The organism is Kushneria pakistanensis (assembly GCF_014652795.1).
GTDB classification, from domain to species: Bacteria; Pseudomonadota; Gammaproteobacteria; order Pseudomonadales; family Halomonadaceae; genus Kushneria; species Kushneria pakistanensis.
The window spans coordinates 440,010-456,076 of record NZ_BMZM01000002.1 but is presented as its reverse complement, the minus strand read 5'-3'; the positions used below and the strand labels follow the sequence as shown (position 1 = coordinate 456,076).

General features: G+C 62.8%; 15 protein-coding genes. 9 read left to right on the top strand and 6 right to left on the bottom strand.

Annotation, left to right across the window (positions count from 1 at the left end):
* Positions 1 to 91: 91 nt before the first annotated feature.
* The 3 genes from mmuM to IE123_RS07505 form a co-directional block, all read right to left on the bottom strand.
* Positions 92 to 1,048, bottom strand: a complete 957-nt coding sequence (gene mmuM, locus IE123_RS07515; RefSeq protein ID WP_189516724.1) for a homocysteine S-methyltransferase — start codon at positions 1,046 to 1,048, stop codon at positions 92 to 94.
* Positions 1,045 to 2,484, bottom strand: coding sequence for an amino acid permease (locus IE123_RS07510; RefSeq protein ID WP_229819656.1), 1,440 nt, complete (start codon positions 2,482 to 2,484; stop codon positions 1,045 to 1,047). The genes mmuM and IE123_RS07510 overlap by 4 nt, the downstream gene beginning before the upstream one ends.
* A gap of 180 nt (positions 2,485 to 2,664) precedes the next feature.
* Complete coding sequence (locus IE123_RS07505; RefSeq protein WP_189516722.1) at positions 2,665 to 3,006, bottom strand: zinc ribbon domain-containing protein YjdM; 342 nt, start codon at positions 3,004 to 3,006, stop codon at positions 2,665 to 2,667.
* Positions 3,007 to 3,250: 244 nt separating this feature from the next.
* Between IE123_RS07505 and IE123_RS07500 the strand changes: the two genes are divergently transcribed.
* From IE123_RS07500 to IE123_RS07490, 3 genes are all read left to right on the top strand, one after another.
* Complete coding sequence (locus tag IE123_RS07500; RefSeq protein ID WP_189516719.1) at positions 3,251 to 3,832, top strand: manganese efflux pump MntP; 582 nt, start codon at positions 3,251 to 3,253, stop codon at positions 3,830 to 3,832.
* A gap of 90 nt (positions 3,833 to 3,922) precedes the next feature.
* Complete coding sequence (locus IE123_RS07495; RefSeq protein WP_189516717.1) at positions 3,923 to 5,077, top strand: hypothetical protein; 1,155 nt, start codon at positions 3,923 to 3,925, stop codon at positions 5,075 to 5,077.
* Positions 5,078 to 5,114: 37 nt separating this feature from the next.
* A complete protein-coding gene (locus tag IE123_RS07490; protein ID WP_189516715.1) occupies positions 5,115 to 5,921 on the top strand; it encodes a mechanosensitive ion channel family protein in 807 nt (268 codons plus the stop codon).
* A gap of 66 nt (positions 5,922 to 5,987) precedes the next feature.
* On the opposite strand, the gene arfA is transcribed toward IE123_RS07490, so the two are convergent.
* Together arfA and IE123_RS07480 are read right to left on the bottom strand one after the other, a co-directional pair.
* Positions 5,988 to 7,502, bottom strand: a complete 1,515-nt coding sequence (gene arfA / locus IE123_RS07485) for an arabinosylfuranosidase ArfA (protein ID WP_189516713.1) — start codon at positions 7,500 to 7,502, stop codon at positions 5,988 to 5,990.
* Positions 7,503 to 7,534: 32 nt separating this feature from the next.
* Positions 7,535 to 8,965 carry a glycoside-pentoside-hexuronide (GPH):cation symporter gene (locus IE123_RS07480; RefSeq protein WP_189516711.1) on the bottom strand — a complete coding sequence of 477 codons (1,431 nt, stop codon included), beginning with the start codon at positions 8,963 to 8,965 and terminating at the stop codon, positions 7,535 to 7,537.
* A 278-nt stretch (positions 8,966 to 9,243) separates the two neighbouring features.
* Here IE123_RS07480 and IE123_RS07475 point away from each other — a divergent pair, with 278 nt between their 5' ends.
* From IE123_RS07475 to IE123_RS07465, 3 genes are all read left to right on the top strand, one after another.
* Positions 9,244 to 9,582, top strand: coding sequence for a tRNA-binding protein (locus IE123_RS07475; RefSeq protein ID WP_189516709.1), 339 nt, complete (start codon positions 9,244 to 9,246; stop codon positions 9,580 to 9,582).
* Positions 9,583 to 9,708: 126 nt separating this feature from the next.
* The gene (locus IE123_RS07470; protein WP_189516707.1) at positions 9,709 to 10,725 is read left to right on the top strand and encodes an SDR family oxidoreductase; all 1,017 of its coding nucleotides are present in this window, start codon (positions 9,709 to 9,711) and stop codon (positions 10,723 to 10,725) included.
* Between the two features lie 59 nt (positions 10,726 to 10,784).
* Positions 10,785 to 11,435, top strand: coding sequence for an HD domain-containing protein (locus tag IE123_RS07465; RefSeq protein ID WP_189516705.1), 651 nt, complete (start codon positions 10,785 to 10,787; stop codon positions 11,433 to 11,435).
* On the opposite strand, the gene IE123_RS07460 is transcribed toward IE123_RS07465, so the two are convergent.
* Entirely contained in the window at positions 11,432 to 12,823 is a 1,392-nt protein-coding gene (locus IE123_RS07460) for an aminotransferase-like domain-containing protein (RefSeq protein ID WP_189516703.1), read from the bottom strand. The genes IE123_RS07465 and IE123_RS07460 overlap by 4 nt on opposite strands.
* A 262-nt stretch (positions 12,824 to 13,085) precedes the next feature.
* Here IE123_RS07460 and IE123_RS07455 point away from each other — a divergent pair, with 262 nt between their 5' ends.
* Genes IE123_RS07455 through IE123_RS07445 form a run of 3 tightly spaced genes read left to right on the top strand, consistent with a single transcriptional unit; the run spans position 13,086 to position 15,990 of the window.
* Entirely contained in the window at positions 13,086 to 13,871 is a 786-nt protein-coding gene (locus IE123_RS07455; RefSeq protein WP_189516701.1) for an alanyl-tRNA editing protein, read from the top strand.
* On the top strand, positions 13,868 to 15,076 hold the full coding sequence (locus IE123_RS07450) for an MFS transporter (protein ID WP_189516699.1): 1,209 nt from the start codon (positions 13,868 to 13,870) through the stop codon (positions 15,074 to 15,076). Before IE123_RS07455 ends, IE123_RS07450 begins: the two co-directional genes overlap by 4 nt.
* Positions 15,077 to 15,078: 2 nt before the next feature.
* Positions 15,079 to 15,990 (top strand): pyridoxal-phosphate dependent enzyme, encoded by a 912-nt coding sequence (locus tag IE123_RS07445; protein WP_189516697.1) that lies wholly within the window; start codon positions 15,079 to 15,081, stop codon positions 15,988 to 15,990.
* The last annotated feature ends 77 nt before the right edge of the window (positions 15,991 to 16,067 follow it).

The window sequence follows — 16,067 nt, the reverse complement described above, 5'->3', positions numbered from 1 at the left end:
TTGCGGCCCTGCGGTCAGCGTTCCGATTGATGATCCAAAAAAATGCCCGTCCAGGGGACGGGCAGTCATCATCACTCAGGACAGCCTTGATTCAAAGTCCTGCGCGAAAGTCCGCAATCGCGCGAATGTCCTCGGGCGTGGTACGACAGCAGCCGCCGATCAGGCGCGCGCCGCGCGCGTACCACTGCGCGGCCTGCTCACCGAAACCTGCGCCGTGGGCAACATCGCAGCCGCCCTGCCAGGTCTTGCTGGTGGCGTCATAGGTTTCGCCCGAGTTGGGGTAGACGATCAGCGGCTTGTCGGTGGCCCCTGACATCTGTTCCAGCAGTGACGGGATATATTCGAGTGCCGTGCAGTTCACGCCCAGCGCGGCCACCTGGGGCTGATCGTTGAGCCAGCGGGCGCACTCGGCAATCGGCGTGCCTTCACTGATGTGCTCGCCATCGTGCGCGGTGAAGGTAATCCAGGCACTCGCCTCGGGAAATTCACGCAGCACGGTGACCAGCGCCTTCGCCTCGATCAGCGAGGGCATTGTTTCACAGGCCAGCACATCGGCACCGGCGGCCACCAGCGCGGCCATGCGCGCCCGATGAAAGTCCACCAGTCCCGCCTCATCGATATCGTAGTGGCCACGATACTCCGAACCGTCGGCCAGATACGCGCCATAGGGGCCGACCGAAGCCGCGACCAGCGGCCGGGGCCGCCCCTCGTGATTCGCCTCGTTCCAGAAATCATCACGCGCCTGGGCGGCCAGGCTGACCGAGCGCGTGATCAGCTCGAGCGCCTCATCCTCGCTCATGCCGCGCGCCATGTAGCCCTCGATAGTGGCCTGATAGCTCGAGGTAATGGCGATATCGGCGCCGGCCCTGAAATAGTCCAGATGGACCTGGCGAATCAGCTCGGGGCTCTCGGCCAGCACACGCGCCGACCAGAGGCTGTCGTTGAGATCGCAGCCGCGCGCTTCAAGCTCGGTGGCAAGCGCCCCGTCCACGATCAACAGCGGATGATCGGACAGGGCGCGGGCGATGGGATGGTTAGCGGTGGTCATGGTCTCTCCTGAACACGGGAGGTGGGCGCGCCCTTGCGGCGCGGATCGGTCAGATAAAACGCCAGATAGCACAGGGCGATAAAGGGAATGCCGCAGTACAGCGCGATGCGCTGGGTGGGGTCAAAGGCAATCCCGACAAAGCACAAAAGACAGGCAATAAAGGCGCCCAGCGGCACCCAGGGGTAGAACGGCGCCCGGTAGCCGAGCGTGGCCGGATCACCGCCGGCCCGCACGAACTGGCGGCGAAAGCACATCTGGCTCACCGCAATGCTCATCCATACCGCAACGACCGCAAAGCCCGAAATCGACACCAGCACCAGATAAAGCGTATCGGGGGCAAAGGCACTCGATAGCAGTGCGAGCAGCCCGCCGAGCATGCTGAACAACAGCGCATTGAGCGGAATGCCGCCGCGGGTCACTCGGGCAAAGACCGATGGCAGGGTGCGCTGCTCGCCCAGCGACCACAGCATGCGCGAGGCGGCATAAAGCCCCGAGTTGGCCGCTGACAGCAGCGCCGTGATGATGACGAAATTCATGATGTCAGCGGCATAGGGAATGCCGGTCATGGAAAAGACGGTCACGAACGGGCTTTCGACCAGCCCGGCCTGCTCGCGCGGCAGCATGGCCGCAATCACCACGATGGTGCCGACAAAAAAGACCACCAGCCGCCAGAGCGTGGCGCGAATGGCGCGCGGTACGTTCTTCTCCGGGTCTTCGGTTTCACCGGCGGCAATGCCGATCAACTCGGTACCGGAGAAGGCAAAGCTCACCGCCAGCATGGTGACCAGAATCGGCATCACGCCGGTGGGGAAGAATCCTTCCCGGGTGAGGTTGTGAAACATCGGCGCCGGCTGGCCTTCCGGCCCGGCAAACCCGAAGATCGCCGCCGCGCCCACGATGATGAAGATCACCACGGTGGCCACCTTGATCAACGAGAGCCAGAACTCGGTTTCAGCGAAGATCTTCGGCGTGAAGGCATTGGTCAGAAAGACGATCAGCGCAAAGAGCGCGCTCCAGATCCAGATCGGCACGTCCGGAAACCACTTCGCCATCAAAAGCCCGGAGGCGGTGAATTCCGAGCCCAGCGCCACCGTCCAGGTCAGCCAGTAAAGCCAGGCCACCGTGTAGCCGGTGCCGGGGCCGATATAGCGAGTGGCATGGGCGCTGAAGGCGCCGGTCTCGGGCATGTGCACGGACAGCTCGCCCAGACACATCATGACCAGATAGACCACCACCCCGCCGATCAGATAGGCAAGGATCGCGCCCATGGGGCCGGCCTGATTGACGGTATAGCCGGAACTCAGAAAGAGTCCGGTGCCGATCACGCCGCCCAGTGACAGCATCACCAGGTGACGCGACTGCATGCTGCGCTTGAAATCGCGGGACGTGCCGCGGGGCTCGGGGATCTCCGGGCCATCGGATGACGTTTTGCTCATGACGCTCTGCTGCCGGTTGCCATAAAAAAACGCCTTTCAATAAATAAAAGGCATAAGAGCGGGCATTATACGGGCCATGGGCGTGACGTCACCTCTCCTGTCACACAACCCTTCCAGCATGTTTCACGTGAAACATCCGATCACCGCGACAGACGTAGCACCTGACAGGGCCTGCAGCTATCAGGCCTTTTTCACGAATTCCGACTTGAGCTTCATCGCGCCGATGCCATCGATCTTGCAGTCAATGTCGTGATCGCCGTCGACCAGCCGGATGTTTTTCACCCGCGTGCCGACCTTTACGACCAGCGAGGAGCCCTTCACCTTCAGATCCTTGATGACCGTAACCGTATCGCCATCAGTGAGCACATTGCCGTTGGCGTCGCGGATGCTGCTGCCTTCTTCGGCGGGAGAGGCGTCACCGGCCTGTGCCCATTCATGGCCGCACATGGGGCAGACGAACATGGCGCCATCTTCATAGGTGTAGTCGGCGTCGCAGGCGGGGCAATGGGGCAGTGCTGACATTCGATTGTCCTGTTGGAAAGCGTAAATGGGCAGGCATCTTACGTCATTTTCAGAAGCCGCTGTCCGGCGAGACGACCAGCCCACGCTGAAAACAACCCCGGTAAAGTCTTCCCCTTTCTGAAAGTCTTTTACCTTCGGTTTATAAATAACTGTTTTTATTGATATTTTTATCGCCGGCAGGCACTATCGCCGCTCATTCATGCCTGCCTTCTCCGGAACGGCGATCCCGGTCGCCCCTTTTATCATGACACCTGCTTCCCTGACCCTGCTGTCACTTGCCATGTCGACCGATGCCTTTGCCGCTTCCATTGGTCGCGGTGCCGGCAGCGGCGGCCGCCCGCGCTTTCTCAACGCCCTGCGCACCGGCGCCATTTTCGGCGCTATCGAGGGCATTACACCGATAATTGGCTGGCTGGCCGGCGCCGCAGCTGTCCACCTGGTATCACGGTGGGATCACTGGATCGCCTTTGTGCTGCTGGTGGGGTTGGGTGCGCGTATGGTCTACGCCGGCATGGGAAAGGCCGAAGGCTGTGAGGAGGATGCGCCCCGCCAGTCCCTGCCCATGGTCATGCTGGCCGCTGTGGCCACCAGCATTGACGCCCTGGTCGTGGGCGTCAGCCTTGCCTTTGTCGACATTCATATCGCCGTGGCGGCCACCGCCATCGGTACTGCCACCATGGTGATGGTCACCCTGGGCATCATGCTCGGCTGCGCGCTGGGTCAGGTGGTCGGCAAGCGCGCCGAGATTCTGGGCGGCCTGGTCCTGATTGCTATCGGCGCCGGCACCCTCTACCAGCACCTCGGTGCCGACGCTTTAACCGGCTGATCCTTTCGCGCGCGGGCTTCTATACTGGATGTCGCCCTGCCGGATGCGCCTGGCAGGATACCGACACCGCCCCGAGAGCCCTGCCCTTTCATGACTACCGGCCCTGACACCCACGCAGCCCCCGAGCGGGCAGATGACCCGATCACCCTGGTCGACGCCGAACAGATCACGCCGCCGCCCTGGCCGCAAAAGGCCGCCCTGCAGGCCGTGCTGTCCAGAACCCGTCAGCTGCTCGGGCGCCGCCGCAAACCCTTCATGGACGATGACCGGCTGCGCCGCCCGGCCTGGCTTGATGAGGTGATACAGCAGCGCTCACCGGTCTGCACGCCGGCATTGAACGCGCTGACGCGCCTGCTCAATGATTCAAACGAGCCTGATCTACGCCTGATCATGCTGCCGCCCTGCGATGACAACGCACTGCTCGACACCTGGGCGGCGCGTCATGGCCTCGACTGTCTGGCCCCACCAGAGCACGGTGCCCTGCTGGCCGATGAGGATGTCAGCGTGACGCTGCCCGAGGGTGACGGAGTACTGGTCATTCCCGATCTGGGCGGCTGGTTTCTGCGCCACCACCATGGACTTCGCCATGTTCGGGCGCTGCTGGCGCAGCTGGGTAAAGGCGCGCGCGCCTGCATCATCGGCTGCAACAGCTGGACCTGGGCCTTTTTGTGCAAGGCGGTGCAGATCGATCTGATCCTGCCGGCACCGCTGACGTTCTCACCGCTGGAAGAGATGGCGCTGCGCCGCTGGTTTGCCGATGAGATGCCGGAGACCGCGCCGATCGACAGGCGTTTTCGATTGAGCGACAGCGGCCGCGACCTGCTGGCCCTGGATGAGCGCGGGCGTCCCGATCATGACTATTTCAGGCAGCTGGCCGCACGCAGCCTGGGCATTCCCTGGGTGGCCTGGCATTTGTGGCAGCGCAGCCTGCGCGAGCGTATCGACCCCGATGAAGACGATCGCGACACCCTGTGGGTCGTGGCACTGGAGGAAATCTCGCTGCCCGGCGACGGTCAGACCGAGTTTCTTTTGATCCTGCATGCGCTGTTGATTCACGGCGCGTTGCCAGGCGAGACGCTGTCGCAGGTACTGCCCGACATGGCGCCGGGGCCGCTGTTGCAGGCGCTGGAAAGCAATGGCTACATTGCACGACACAACGGATGGTTTTACTGCCAGCCGGGCGCCTACCCCGCCATACGCCGCGGACTGGAAGCCGCCGGCTTCCCCATGGACCTGTACGGCTGAGCGCGACCCGGCCGCCGTTGATCAAGGAGAACCCGTCATGTCAGAGAGTGCCGAGCAGGGCGCGCAATTGGTACGCGACCTGCAAAACATCGACTTCGTCGAGATTGCCCTGATTCTTGTCGGCACCTGGCTTGCCATCATGGTGGTGCGCCACACCCTGCCCTGGCTGGCCGAGCGCGGCCCCAGCCAGACACGGCTGATCCTGATGGGGGCGGTGCCTGTCTTTCGCCTGCTGGCCCTGATCGTGGCGATCGTCTGGATCACGCCGCTGGTGATCCGGGTAACGCTTGAAAACTTTCTGGTCATCGCCGGTGCTGCCAGCGTGGCGATCGGCTTTGCCTTCAAGGACTATGTCAGCAGCCTGATTGCCGGGGTGGTGGCGCTGTTTGAAAAACCCTGGCGCCCGGGCGACTGGGTGACCGTGGGCGATCACTACGGCGAGGTACAGTCGGTCGGCATGCGCGCCCTGACCCTTCGCACGCTGCATGATGACATCATCACCGTGCCGCTTCTAAAGCTCTGGGACAGCAATATCGTTAATGCCAACGACGGCGCACGCACGCTGATGTGCGTGGTGGATTTCTATCTGCACCCGGACCACGACACCGCGCAAATGCCACAGGCATTGAAGGATGTGGCGCTGACCAGTGCCTGGCTGGGCTACGACAGGCCGGTCGCGGTCTTTGTCGAGCAGACCCGGGTCGGCACCCACTACGAGCTGCGCGCCTATCCGTTTGAGATGCGTGATCAGGGGCCGTTTCGAAGCGACATGACCCTGCGCGGCAAGGCAGCGATTCGTGCCCTTGGCGGCATGGAAATCAGCGCCCCGGCGGCAGCCGGCTGAACAAAAGACACCGGCGCCGCCCGAGGGCGGCGCCGGTATGACAGGACAGGCCTGCACGTCAGAGCCTTACGTGCCCACGGACAGACGAATCATGTGATAGCTCAGCGGCGGCAGGCTGCCCTTGAGTGCGCCCTCCTCGACACCCACGCCCTGGCCTGCGACCGGGCGCACCTGATCCGGCTGGCTGGCCGTGTTGACGGCCTTCATCTGCGGATGGTTGAGGCACTGATGCTCAACCAGCCGGGCATTGTCAAAGCCCTGCAGCGCCACGTTCAGATCCAGCGCCTCCTTCTGGTGGCGATTGACGGCAAAGAGCGTCACGAACCCGCCCTCCTCATCGTGAACGGCCGCAATGTCCAGACACGGCACATCATCAAGCTCGCGAGTCTGATAGGTGGGGCCATCCACGGCCAGTTGCAGCGCGCGGCCGCGGCCATAGCGTGAGGCAAACATCAGCGGATAGAAGATGGTCTGGCGCCACACGTCACCCCCGGTGTCGGTCATGATCGGCGCGATGACGTTGACCAGCTGGGCGATACAGGCGATGCGTACCCGATCCGAGCGGCGAATGAAGGTGTTGAGCACGCAGCCGATCAGCAGCGCGTCCTCGACGTTATAGACATCTTCCAGAATCGGCGGCGCAAACGGCCAGTCAGTGCCTTCCAGCACGCGGCGGTCCTGCGCCACGCTGTGATACCAGACGTTCCACTCGTCAAAGCAGATATGGACCTGATGGCGGGTGCGCTTTTTGGCCTGGATGTAATCAATGACACCGGCGATCGAGACGATGTAGCGATCGAGCTGCTCGGCAATCGCCAGGTAGTCGCCCAGCTGATCCTCGTGGTTGGTGAAGTACATGTGCAGCGAGATGTAGTCGACCGTCTCGTAGCAATGATCCAGCACGGTCGCTTCCCACTCCGGGTAGCTGGCCATCTTCGGGTTCGATGAGCCGCAGGCGACGAGCTCCAGCGAGCGATCATAGGCCTTGAGCGCCTTGCCGGTTTCATTGGCCAGATGGCCGTATTCCGCCGCGCTCTTGTGGCCGATCTGCCAGGGGCCGTCCATCTCGTTGCCCAGACACCACAGCCGCACGTTCCAGGGGTCCTTGCGACCGTTTTTGATGCGCTCATCGCTCCAGGCGCTGCCGCCGGGATGGTTGACGTACTCCAGAAAGTTGCGCGCCTCATCGATGCCGCGCGACCCCAGATTGACCGCCAGCATCATCTCGATGCCGGCCTGTTCACACCAGTCGGCAAATTCATGGATGCCGACCTGGTTGGATTCCCGACTGTGCCAGGCCAGATCCAGGCGTACCGGACGCGCCTCGCGTGGGCCGATGCCATCCTCCCAGTTATAGGCCGACACAAAGTTGCCGCCCGGGTAGCGCACCAGTGGCGGGGCCAGCTCGCGCACCAGCGAGAGCACGTCCTGGCGAAAGCCGCTGGCGTCGGCCTGCGGGTGGCCGGGTTCATAAATGCCGCCGTAGATGGCGCGGCCCATGTGTTCGAGAAAGGCGCTGTAAAGACGCCCGTCAATGGTGCTGGTGACGAAGTCACGATGCAGGGTCACGCGGGTCTTCATGGGGTTCTCCCTGTGGGTGGATCGTTGGTCCATCAGGACACGGCCGGCTGGGCCGCACCGGGACGATGTTTCTTCGATGAGGTCCTGCGGCGCCCGGAGCGATCACCGGCACGTGCTTCCAGATCAACGCGAATGCGGTCCATCTCGACGTCATCCAGCCCGAAGCGCCAGCCGGCAAGCGTCATCAGCGCACTGACCAGCGCCGGTATCAGGGTGAAGAGCAGCACGATCATGGTCAGGGCCGTCTCGCTCTGGGCATCGGCGCCGCCCACATAGCCACCCAGCGAGAGCAGAAAGCCCACCAGACCGCCGGCGGCGGCCAGACCGAGCTTCAAAAAGAAGAGGTTGCCGGCAAAGGAGACGCCGGTATTGCGATAGCCACTTTTCCATTCGCCGTAGTCCTCGGCATCGGCCATGAAGGCCCAGGCAATCGGTGTGCCGATGCCATGGAAAATATTGATCAGAATCACCACGACCGCCGCCATTACCACCTGTTCACCGGGCACGAAATACAACGCCACACAGGCTGCCACCAGCGCCAGCGAACTGGCGATGAATACGCGCAGCTTGGTCGAGCGTCGCGTCAGCAGCGGTGAAATGGCGGTGCCTGCCATGCCGCCGACCACGCCTGACGTCACGAACATGGAGATGCCGGCGGCACCGAGACCCAGCACCCAGGTGGCGTAGTAGATCGCCGCGCCCTGACGCAGAAAGAACTGAAAGGCCTGCAAAAAGGTGATCGACAGTACCTGACGCCACTTGGGATTGGCGGCCAGCGTCTTCAGATCCTTCAAAAGCCCGTTGGAGGTGTTCTCGACCGGCTGGACGCGCTCACGCACGGTGGCAAAGCAAAAGCCGAACATGAACAGTGCAATCACGCACATGAGGCCCATGGTGATCTGAAAGCCCCGCGCCTGATCGCCCTGGCCGAACCATTCCACCAGCGGCATCAGCGTCGAATTGAGAATCAGATAGGCCACGCCCACCAGCACAAAGCGCCATGACTGGCATGACACCCGCTCTCGATGGTCACTGGTGACCACGCCGCCCAGCGCGCAGTAGGGAATGTTGACGGCCGTGTACAGCAGCGACATCACCGCGTAGGTCACGAAGGCGTAGAGGATCTTGTAGGTCTGCGAGCCCTCGGGTGTGGTGAACATCATCACGCAGGCAATCGCCAGCGGTACGGGAATGAACAAAAGCCACGGACGGAAGCGGCCCCAGCGACTGCGGGTGCGATCGGCAATCGCGCCCATGATCGGGTCGGTGATGGCGTCCACAAAGCGCATCGACAGGAAAATGGTGCCCACCACCGCCGGTGAAATGCCGTAGACGTCAGTGTAGAAATAGGAGAGATACATGACCACGGCGGCAAAGGTCATGTTGTTGCCGGCGTCCCCCATGCCAAAGCCGATCTTCTCGACAATGCTGATGCTGCCCTTTTGCATGCTCGTCTCTCCCATGCCCGTTTCTCCCATGCCCATGTCCGTTTCGGCGGCCGCGGAAAGGGTGAAAGAAACACGGGCGGCGGGCCGAAAACCCAGCCCTGAGCATAAGGAGAAGCGCAACTAGCCCACCAATACCCCGCCCCGGCACAACGCATACCGGTTTGGTTATGCCCTTTGGCAAACCGTTGAAAAGACGACCAATGTCGTCGATACAAGCGCCGGTCAAGCTGCCAAAGTTGTAGAACGCAAACGTTGATTGCGACCAATGTCGCAGGCCAGAAAAGGAGCTAGCAGTGTCGACACTGAGCTGGGAAGAGTTTTCGAAGGTGGAGCTGCGCGTGGGGCGCGTGACCCATGCCGAGGTATTCGAGAAGGCGCGTCGGCCGGCCTATCTCCTGCAGGTGGATTTCGGCCCCGAGATCGGCACGCGCAAGTCCAGTGCCCAGATCACCGAGCTGTATGACCCCGCAACGCTCATCGGTCGACTGGTGGTGGCGGTGACCAACTTTCCGCCCAAACAGATCGGCCCGATCATGTCCGAATGCCTGGTCACCGGCTTTCACAACGCCGATGGCGCCGTGGCGCTGTGCGTGCCGGATCAGGACGTGCCGCTGGGCACCCGACTCATGTAGCACCCGGCCAGCCAGCACATGGCCTGACACACTCATCTGATTGTCTATGCTTCATGGGTCATACAGGGCGATGCCGGGAGAGCATCGTCTGCCCCTTCATCGTCTGCCAACCAGAGGGAGCAGGACATGGCAACGAACGACCACGACGCCTCACGACGACGCATCATCAAGGGCGCCGGCCTGACCATGGCCGCAGCCGCAGCCGCCCCGGCCCTTGCCGGCAGTCAGACCGGTCAGAACAATGCGGCGCAGAACACGCCGCGCAGTCTTGAAAACCCGCAGAGCGCCTACCCCAGACCGCCGTTTGATTACCAGACCCAGCCCTGGCCGGCGCTGGCCGGCAGGATGCATCCGCGCCCGGACCACGGTGAGCAGAGCTATCGCGGCAGTAACCGTCTGGCCGGACGCCGCGCACTGATCACCGGCGGGGACTCCGGCATTGGCCGCGCCGCAGCGATCGCCTATGCCCGTGAAGGGGCCGACGTGGCGATCAACTATCTGCCCGACGAAGAGCCGGATGCCCGTGAAGTGGTCGAGCTGATCGAGGCGGCCGGTCGCCGGGCTGTCGCCATTCCGGGCGATATCCGTGACGAGAACTTCTGCCAGCAGTTGATCAATCAGGCGGCCAATCAGCTCGGCGGGCTGGATATCCTGGTGCTCAATGCCGCCCGCCAGCAGAGTCATGACTCGATCATGGACATCACCACCGAGCAGTTTGACTGGACGGTGAAGACCAACCTCTACGCCATGTTCTGGCTCAGCAAGGCGGCCATTCCGCATCTGCCCGAAGGCGGCGCGATCATCAATACCACCTCCACCACCGGCTGGACGCCGCCCGAGGATCTGCTCGATTACGCCATGACCAAGGCGGCGATCTCCAACTTCACCAAGGGTTTGGCCAAGCAGATGGCCAGCCGCGGCATTCGCGTCAACGCCGTGGCGCCGGGTCCGTTCTGGACCCCGCTGCAGGTCTGCTCGAATGCTTCAGAAGAAAAGCTCACCGGCTTTGGCGGCGACACGCCCATGAAGCGCCCCGGACAGCCCGCGGAGCTGGCCGGCGTCTATGTGCAGCTTGCCGAAAGCAGTGCCACCTACATCACCGGTGAAATCTACGCTGCCACTGGCGGCCAGACGCCGCTGTAAACCGGCCTTCCCGACAGGGCCTCGTTGACCGGGGCCCTGCCGAACATCATGCTTCTGCCATGTCCCCTGCCCTTTTCTCTCCCCATCAGTCGCTGGCCGACACCCTGCTGGCCCGTCTGCCTGACGCATTTGATGGTGCCCACGATCTCGCCCATCTGACGCGCGTGTGGCGCAACGTGCAGCGCCTCATGGCTGCCGAGGGCGGTGACAGCGAACTGCTGCTGGCCGCCACCCTTTTGCACGACGGTGTCCATGTGCCCAAAAACGACCCGCGCCGCGCGCAGGCATCAACACTTGCCGCCAGACAGGCTCGTGGGATTCTCGTCTCGCTTGACTGGGAGGCCTCACGTATCGAGGCGGTAGCCCATGCCATTGAGGCGCACAGCTTCTCGGCAGGCATGGCGCCGCAAACGCTGGAAGCAAGGATCCTGCAGGACGCCGACAGGCTCGACGCGCTGGGCGCCATGGGCATCGCGCGCTGTTTCTACACGGCAGGACTCATGGGCAGCGCGCTGTATGACCCGTTCGATCCGCAGGCCATCACTCGAGCACTGGACGATCAACGCTTCACGCTGGATCACTTCGCCACCAAGCTTCTGACGCTCAAAGCGGGCTTTCAGACCGCCACCGGTCGGCAGCTGGCCGCGGAGCGCCATGCGCGCCTGGTCGCGTTTCGCGATGCCCTGCTCGACGAGATCGGCGAGGTTTAGGGCCCGGCGTCTGGCTCAAACAGCGTCGCCAGTTCGGGCGTGAAGTGCGCCACGTTGATGCGCAGGGCATCCTCACGGCGATTGCCCACGGTAAACACCGACCCCGGCAGCAGCAGCACATTGTGGGCGGCCAGACGATGAATGAAGGCGTCCATGTCGGCAATGGCCGGGTGGCGCGCCCACAGGAACATGCCGCCGTCGGGGACGATATCAAATGTCCAGCCGCGTGCCTCCAGCAGCTGTCGCGTCAGCGCCTGCTGCGCCATCAGATCGCGCTGTACCCGGTGCATGTGGCGCAGATAGGAGCCATCGGAGAGGATCGTGTTGACGAAGCGCTCGCAAAAGCCGGGCACCGATACCGAGGTCAAAAGCTTTAACTGCAGCAGCGGCTCGATCATCTCGGCGCAGCAGGCGATATAACCGATACGCAGCGATGAGGAGAGCGACTTCGAGAAGCTGCCGATGTAGATGACATGATCCAGATCATCGAGATCGGCAAAGGTCTGATGATTGCCGCTGGAGAAGTCGCCGTAGACGTCATCCTCGATGATCAGAAAATCGTGCGCGATCGCCAGGCGCAGAATATCAAAGGCGTTGCGCGCCGACAGGCTTCCTCCGGTCGGGTTGTGAAAGGTGCTGTTGCAGACCAGCGCCCGCACCCGACGCCGGCTCAACAGTTCGGTAATAAAGGCCGTGTCCGGCCCGGTCGGGGTGCGCGGCACGCCGATGACCTCACCGCCGCCCAGCGCAATCAGCTTGTTGAGATTGCCATTGCCGGGCTCATCGACCAGCACCACATCACCCGGGCGCACCAGCAGGCGAATGACCAGATCCAGCGCCTGGGTGGCGCCCAGCGTGGTGATGATCTGGGTCGGCGGAATACTGGCGCGGGTCTTGCTCTGCAGATGGCGGGCCAGCTGCTGGCGCAGTGGCCGGTAGCCCTGGATATCACCGTACTCGACCAGCGCGCGCTGCTCCAGGCGCGCGGTACGGCGAATCGCGCGGGCCAGCATTTCGGTGTTGCGCCACTCGGTCGGCAGCCAGCCGCCACTGAGCTTGATCGCCTCGGGTCCGCTTTGCAGCAGCGCAAACAGGGGGTCTGAAGGGTGCATGGGCAGGGGCGGGGTGCTGGCCTCCCGGGCGGCCAGATCGGCCAGCGTATCGGCCCGGCGTCCGGCAGACGAATGGCCGGTCACGAAATACCCCCGCCCCTGCTGCGCCTCGATCAGCCCTTCAGCGGCGAGGCGATCATAGGCACTGACAATGGCATGGTGGCTGGCACCGCTGTCAGCGATCTGATGGCGTATGGAGGGCAGACGCTGGCCGGCGGCCCACTCGCCGGCCAGCAGCCGCTCGCGCAGATGCTGATAAAACGTGTCGCTGTTCATTCACCTGGCCTCCCCTGGCGTAGCCCTGGCTGTCCGGATATTTCCCTGTCCCGTACCGGAGCCCGGCGCGCCCGTTGCCCGCTTTTACCGACTTTTCAGCAATTTATCACTGTTTGTTAAAACGCTCTAACAGTTCGCTGGAAATCGTTTTGACTGTTTGCGCAGGCGGCGTCAAAACGTGTGAGCATCGAAGGTAACGATCCGACCACCGGCCTTGTTCATGTCCTTGTATCAGGCATTTATCGACAGGAAGAAACGTCAGATGCGTACCACCGACAAGCTCTATTACCTTGATCAGTACCTGTACCAGACCCAGGCCCACATCGCGACGCTGCATGCCGAGGCCATCGAACTTGACCGTACCGTGGCCTTCCCCGAGGGCGGCGGTCAGGAGGCCGATATCGGCACCATCGAGACCCCGGTGGGTATCTTTCGGTTCGTGTGGACCAAAAAACTCTACGGCACGCCGCTGAGCGTTGAGGGGTTTACCGGCGTCAAGGCCGGTGGCGTGGTACTGCACCTGGTACACCCGGATGACATTGACCGGCTGGGCGCGCTGGAGGTCGGCATGCCGGTCACGATCACCATTGATGTCGAACGCCGGGCCCGGCTGACGCTGTCCCACACCGCCAGCCATTTTCTCTACGCTGCAGCGCTGGCGCATGAACGCGAACTCAAGCAGCTGACCATTGGCTGTCATATCAAGGAAGACGCCGCACGCTTTGACTTTCTTGTCGAAACGTCCTTCAACGCCGAGGACGTCAGCGCCATCCAGACCGAGGCCAATCGGCTGATGGCCGACAACCTGCCCATCATTAACGATCATCTTCCTGAGCACTACGACGCGCGTTTCTGGCAGTACGGCGACATCTACATTCCCTGCGGTGGCACCCATCTGGAAACACCAAAGGCGATCGGTGCGCTGCAGGTGCGCCGCAAGAACACCGGCAAAAGCAAGGAGCGGCTGATCTGCACCTTTGAAGATGCCCACATCGACACGAGCTGCTATCACGTCGATGCCGAACGCCTTGCAGAGACTGCCTCATGAACACGCCCTTGCCCTTTCGCACCTGGCTTTATTTTGGCGCCCAGTCCATCAATCTGACCACCGCCGTCATGTCGGTGGCGATGGCGGCCATCGTGGGCGCCGAAATTGCCGGCAACGACACCCTGGCCACACTGCCCTACGGCTTTCAGTTTCTGACATTGATGCTGGCCACCTACCCGGCATCCAGGCTCATGAGTCATCTGGGTCGGCGCCCGGGATTTCTGATTGGCAATGCATTTCTGGCCCTGGCCGGCGGACTGGGGTATCTGGCCGTACAGGCCGAAAGCTTCGTGCTGCTGGCCCTCGCCCACGGCGCGCTGGGCATCTATATCGCCTTTGCCAACTTCAACCGCTTTGCCGCCACCGACGGGCTGCGCGAAGGGCTCAAGTCGCGGGCCATGTCGCTGGTAGTGGCCGGCGGTGTGCTGGCCGCCATCATCGGGCCGCTGGCCTCGTCAGTACTTTGGAACATCCCGGGCTATGGCCACTTCGCCCTGAGCTACAGCCTGTTCATTCCGCTGGCGATACTGTCCACCTGCATTACCATGCTGCTGCCCCAGAGCACCTCGCGCCCGCCGCGCGAGACGGCCGACAAGGATGATATCGCCCTGCCTCACCGACAGCTGAAACAGCGTCGGGTGCTGCTGGCCATCGCGGTCTCGGCGCTCGGCTATGGGGTGATGAATCTTTTGATGATTCAGGCCTCACTCCACATGCATGCTCAGGACACGCCCTTTCACGACGTCAACACTGCCATCCAATGGCATGTGCTGGCGATGTTCATACCCTCGTTTTTTACCGGGCGTCTGATCAATCGCCTGGGCCATCCGTTCATGATCACCCTGGGGCTGGGTCTTTTGATTACCACGGCGCTGCTCAATGTGGCCACCGAGGGCTGGCTGAGCATGGCACTGACCCTGATCGTGCTGGGGCTGGGGTGGAACTTCACCTATATCGGCGGCGGTGCGCTGCTGGCCCACACCATCGGTGATAGTCCACAGGCCGTGCGGCTTCAGGGCGTCAACGACATGGCCATCGCCGTGATGGCCACCCTGGGCGCCTTCCTGCCGGCCGTACTGCAGGCGGCCATTGGCTGGCAGACCACCAATCTGATCGTTGCCGGGGTATGCGCCATCACGCTGGTGAGCGTCATGCTGACACTGTCCAGGCGCCGCCACGGTGCCTTTGTCTCGGGAGCGGCCTGAGCATGAGTCGCCTGATCGCCTGTGATCCGCAGCTTTCCATCAAGCTGGAGCTTGATAACCCCGGCGGCAGCCACAAGTACCGCGCCGCCAGCCATATCGTGGCGCGCGCCATTGAGGCCGGCGAGATCGTTCCCGGTCATACCACGGTGATCGAAAAGACCGGCGGCAACTTCGGGTTTGGCCTGCTGGCTGCCTGTCAGAAAAGAAATGTTGATGTCGCGCTGGCCATCGGCCTGGGCTTTAGCCAGTTCAAGCGCGACCTGCTCGAGGGGCTGGGTGCCGAACTGATCGGCAAGATGCAGCTACTGGAGGGTGCCACCCCGCGCGAGGTGATCGAACATCATCTGGCCCACCAGCACACGCTGGGGCGCCATTATTACTACACCGATCAGTTCAACAACGTCGATAACGTCCAGGCGCACCGATGCGGTACCGGCGTCGAACTGGGCCAGCAGCTGCTGGCGGCCGAAACGCCGCAGCGGCTGCTGTTTGTGGGCTGCGCCGGCACCGGCGCCAGCTTTACCGGCGTGGTACAGGCGCTGCGTGACATGGGCTTTGATGTGCGTGCCGTGCTGGTCGAGCCCGATGGCTGCGATACGCGCACCGGCCACTTTGTGGATCACCGTCTGGAGGGGATGTGCGTGGGCGTCACTCCGCCCTTTCTGGACTGGACGCTGGTCAGTGATGTCTACCGCGTGAATCTTGCCGAGACCCTCAGCGCCCAGCGCCACTTCTATCGTGATCAGGGCTTTCACGTCGGCAATACCACCGGCGCGTGTCTGGCCGTGGCGCAACGGCTGCGCGAGCAGGCCGCCTTCGAAGGGCGCCATATCGTCATGCTGGGCTATGACGGCGGCCACTGGTATCCCGACCTGACGCAGGAAGCCCTGTCAGGTACACGCGACGCGGCCTGATGCGCTGCCGGCGCTTATAAAAAAGCATGATCACACACCTTGATGTGCACCACACATGCCCTGCCGTCCTCCGGCAG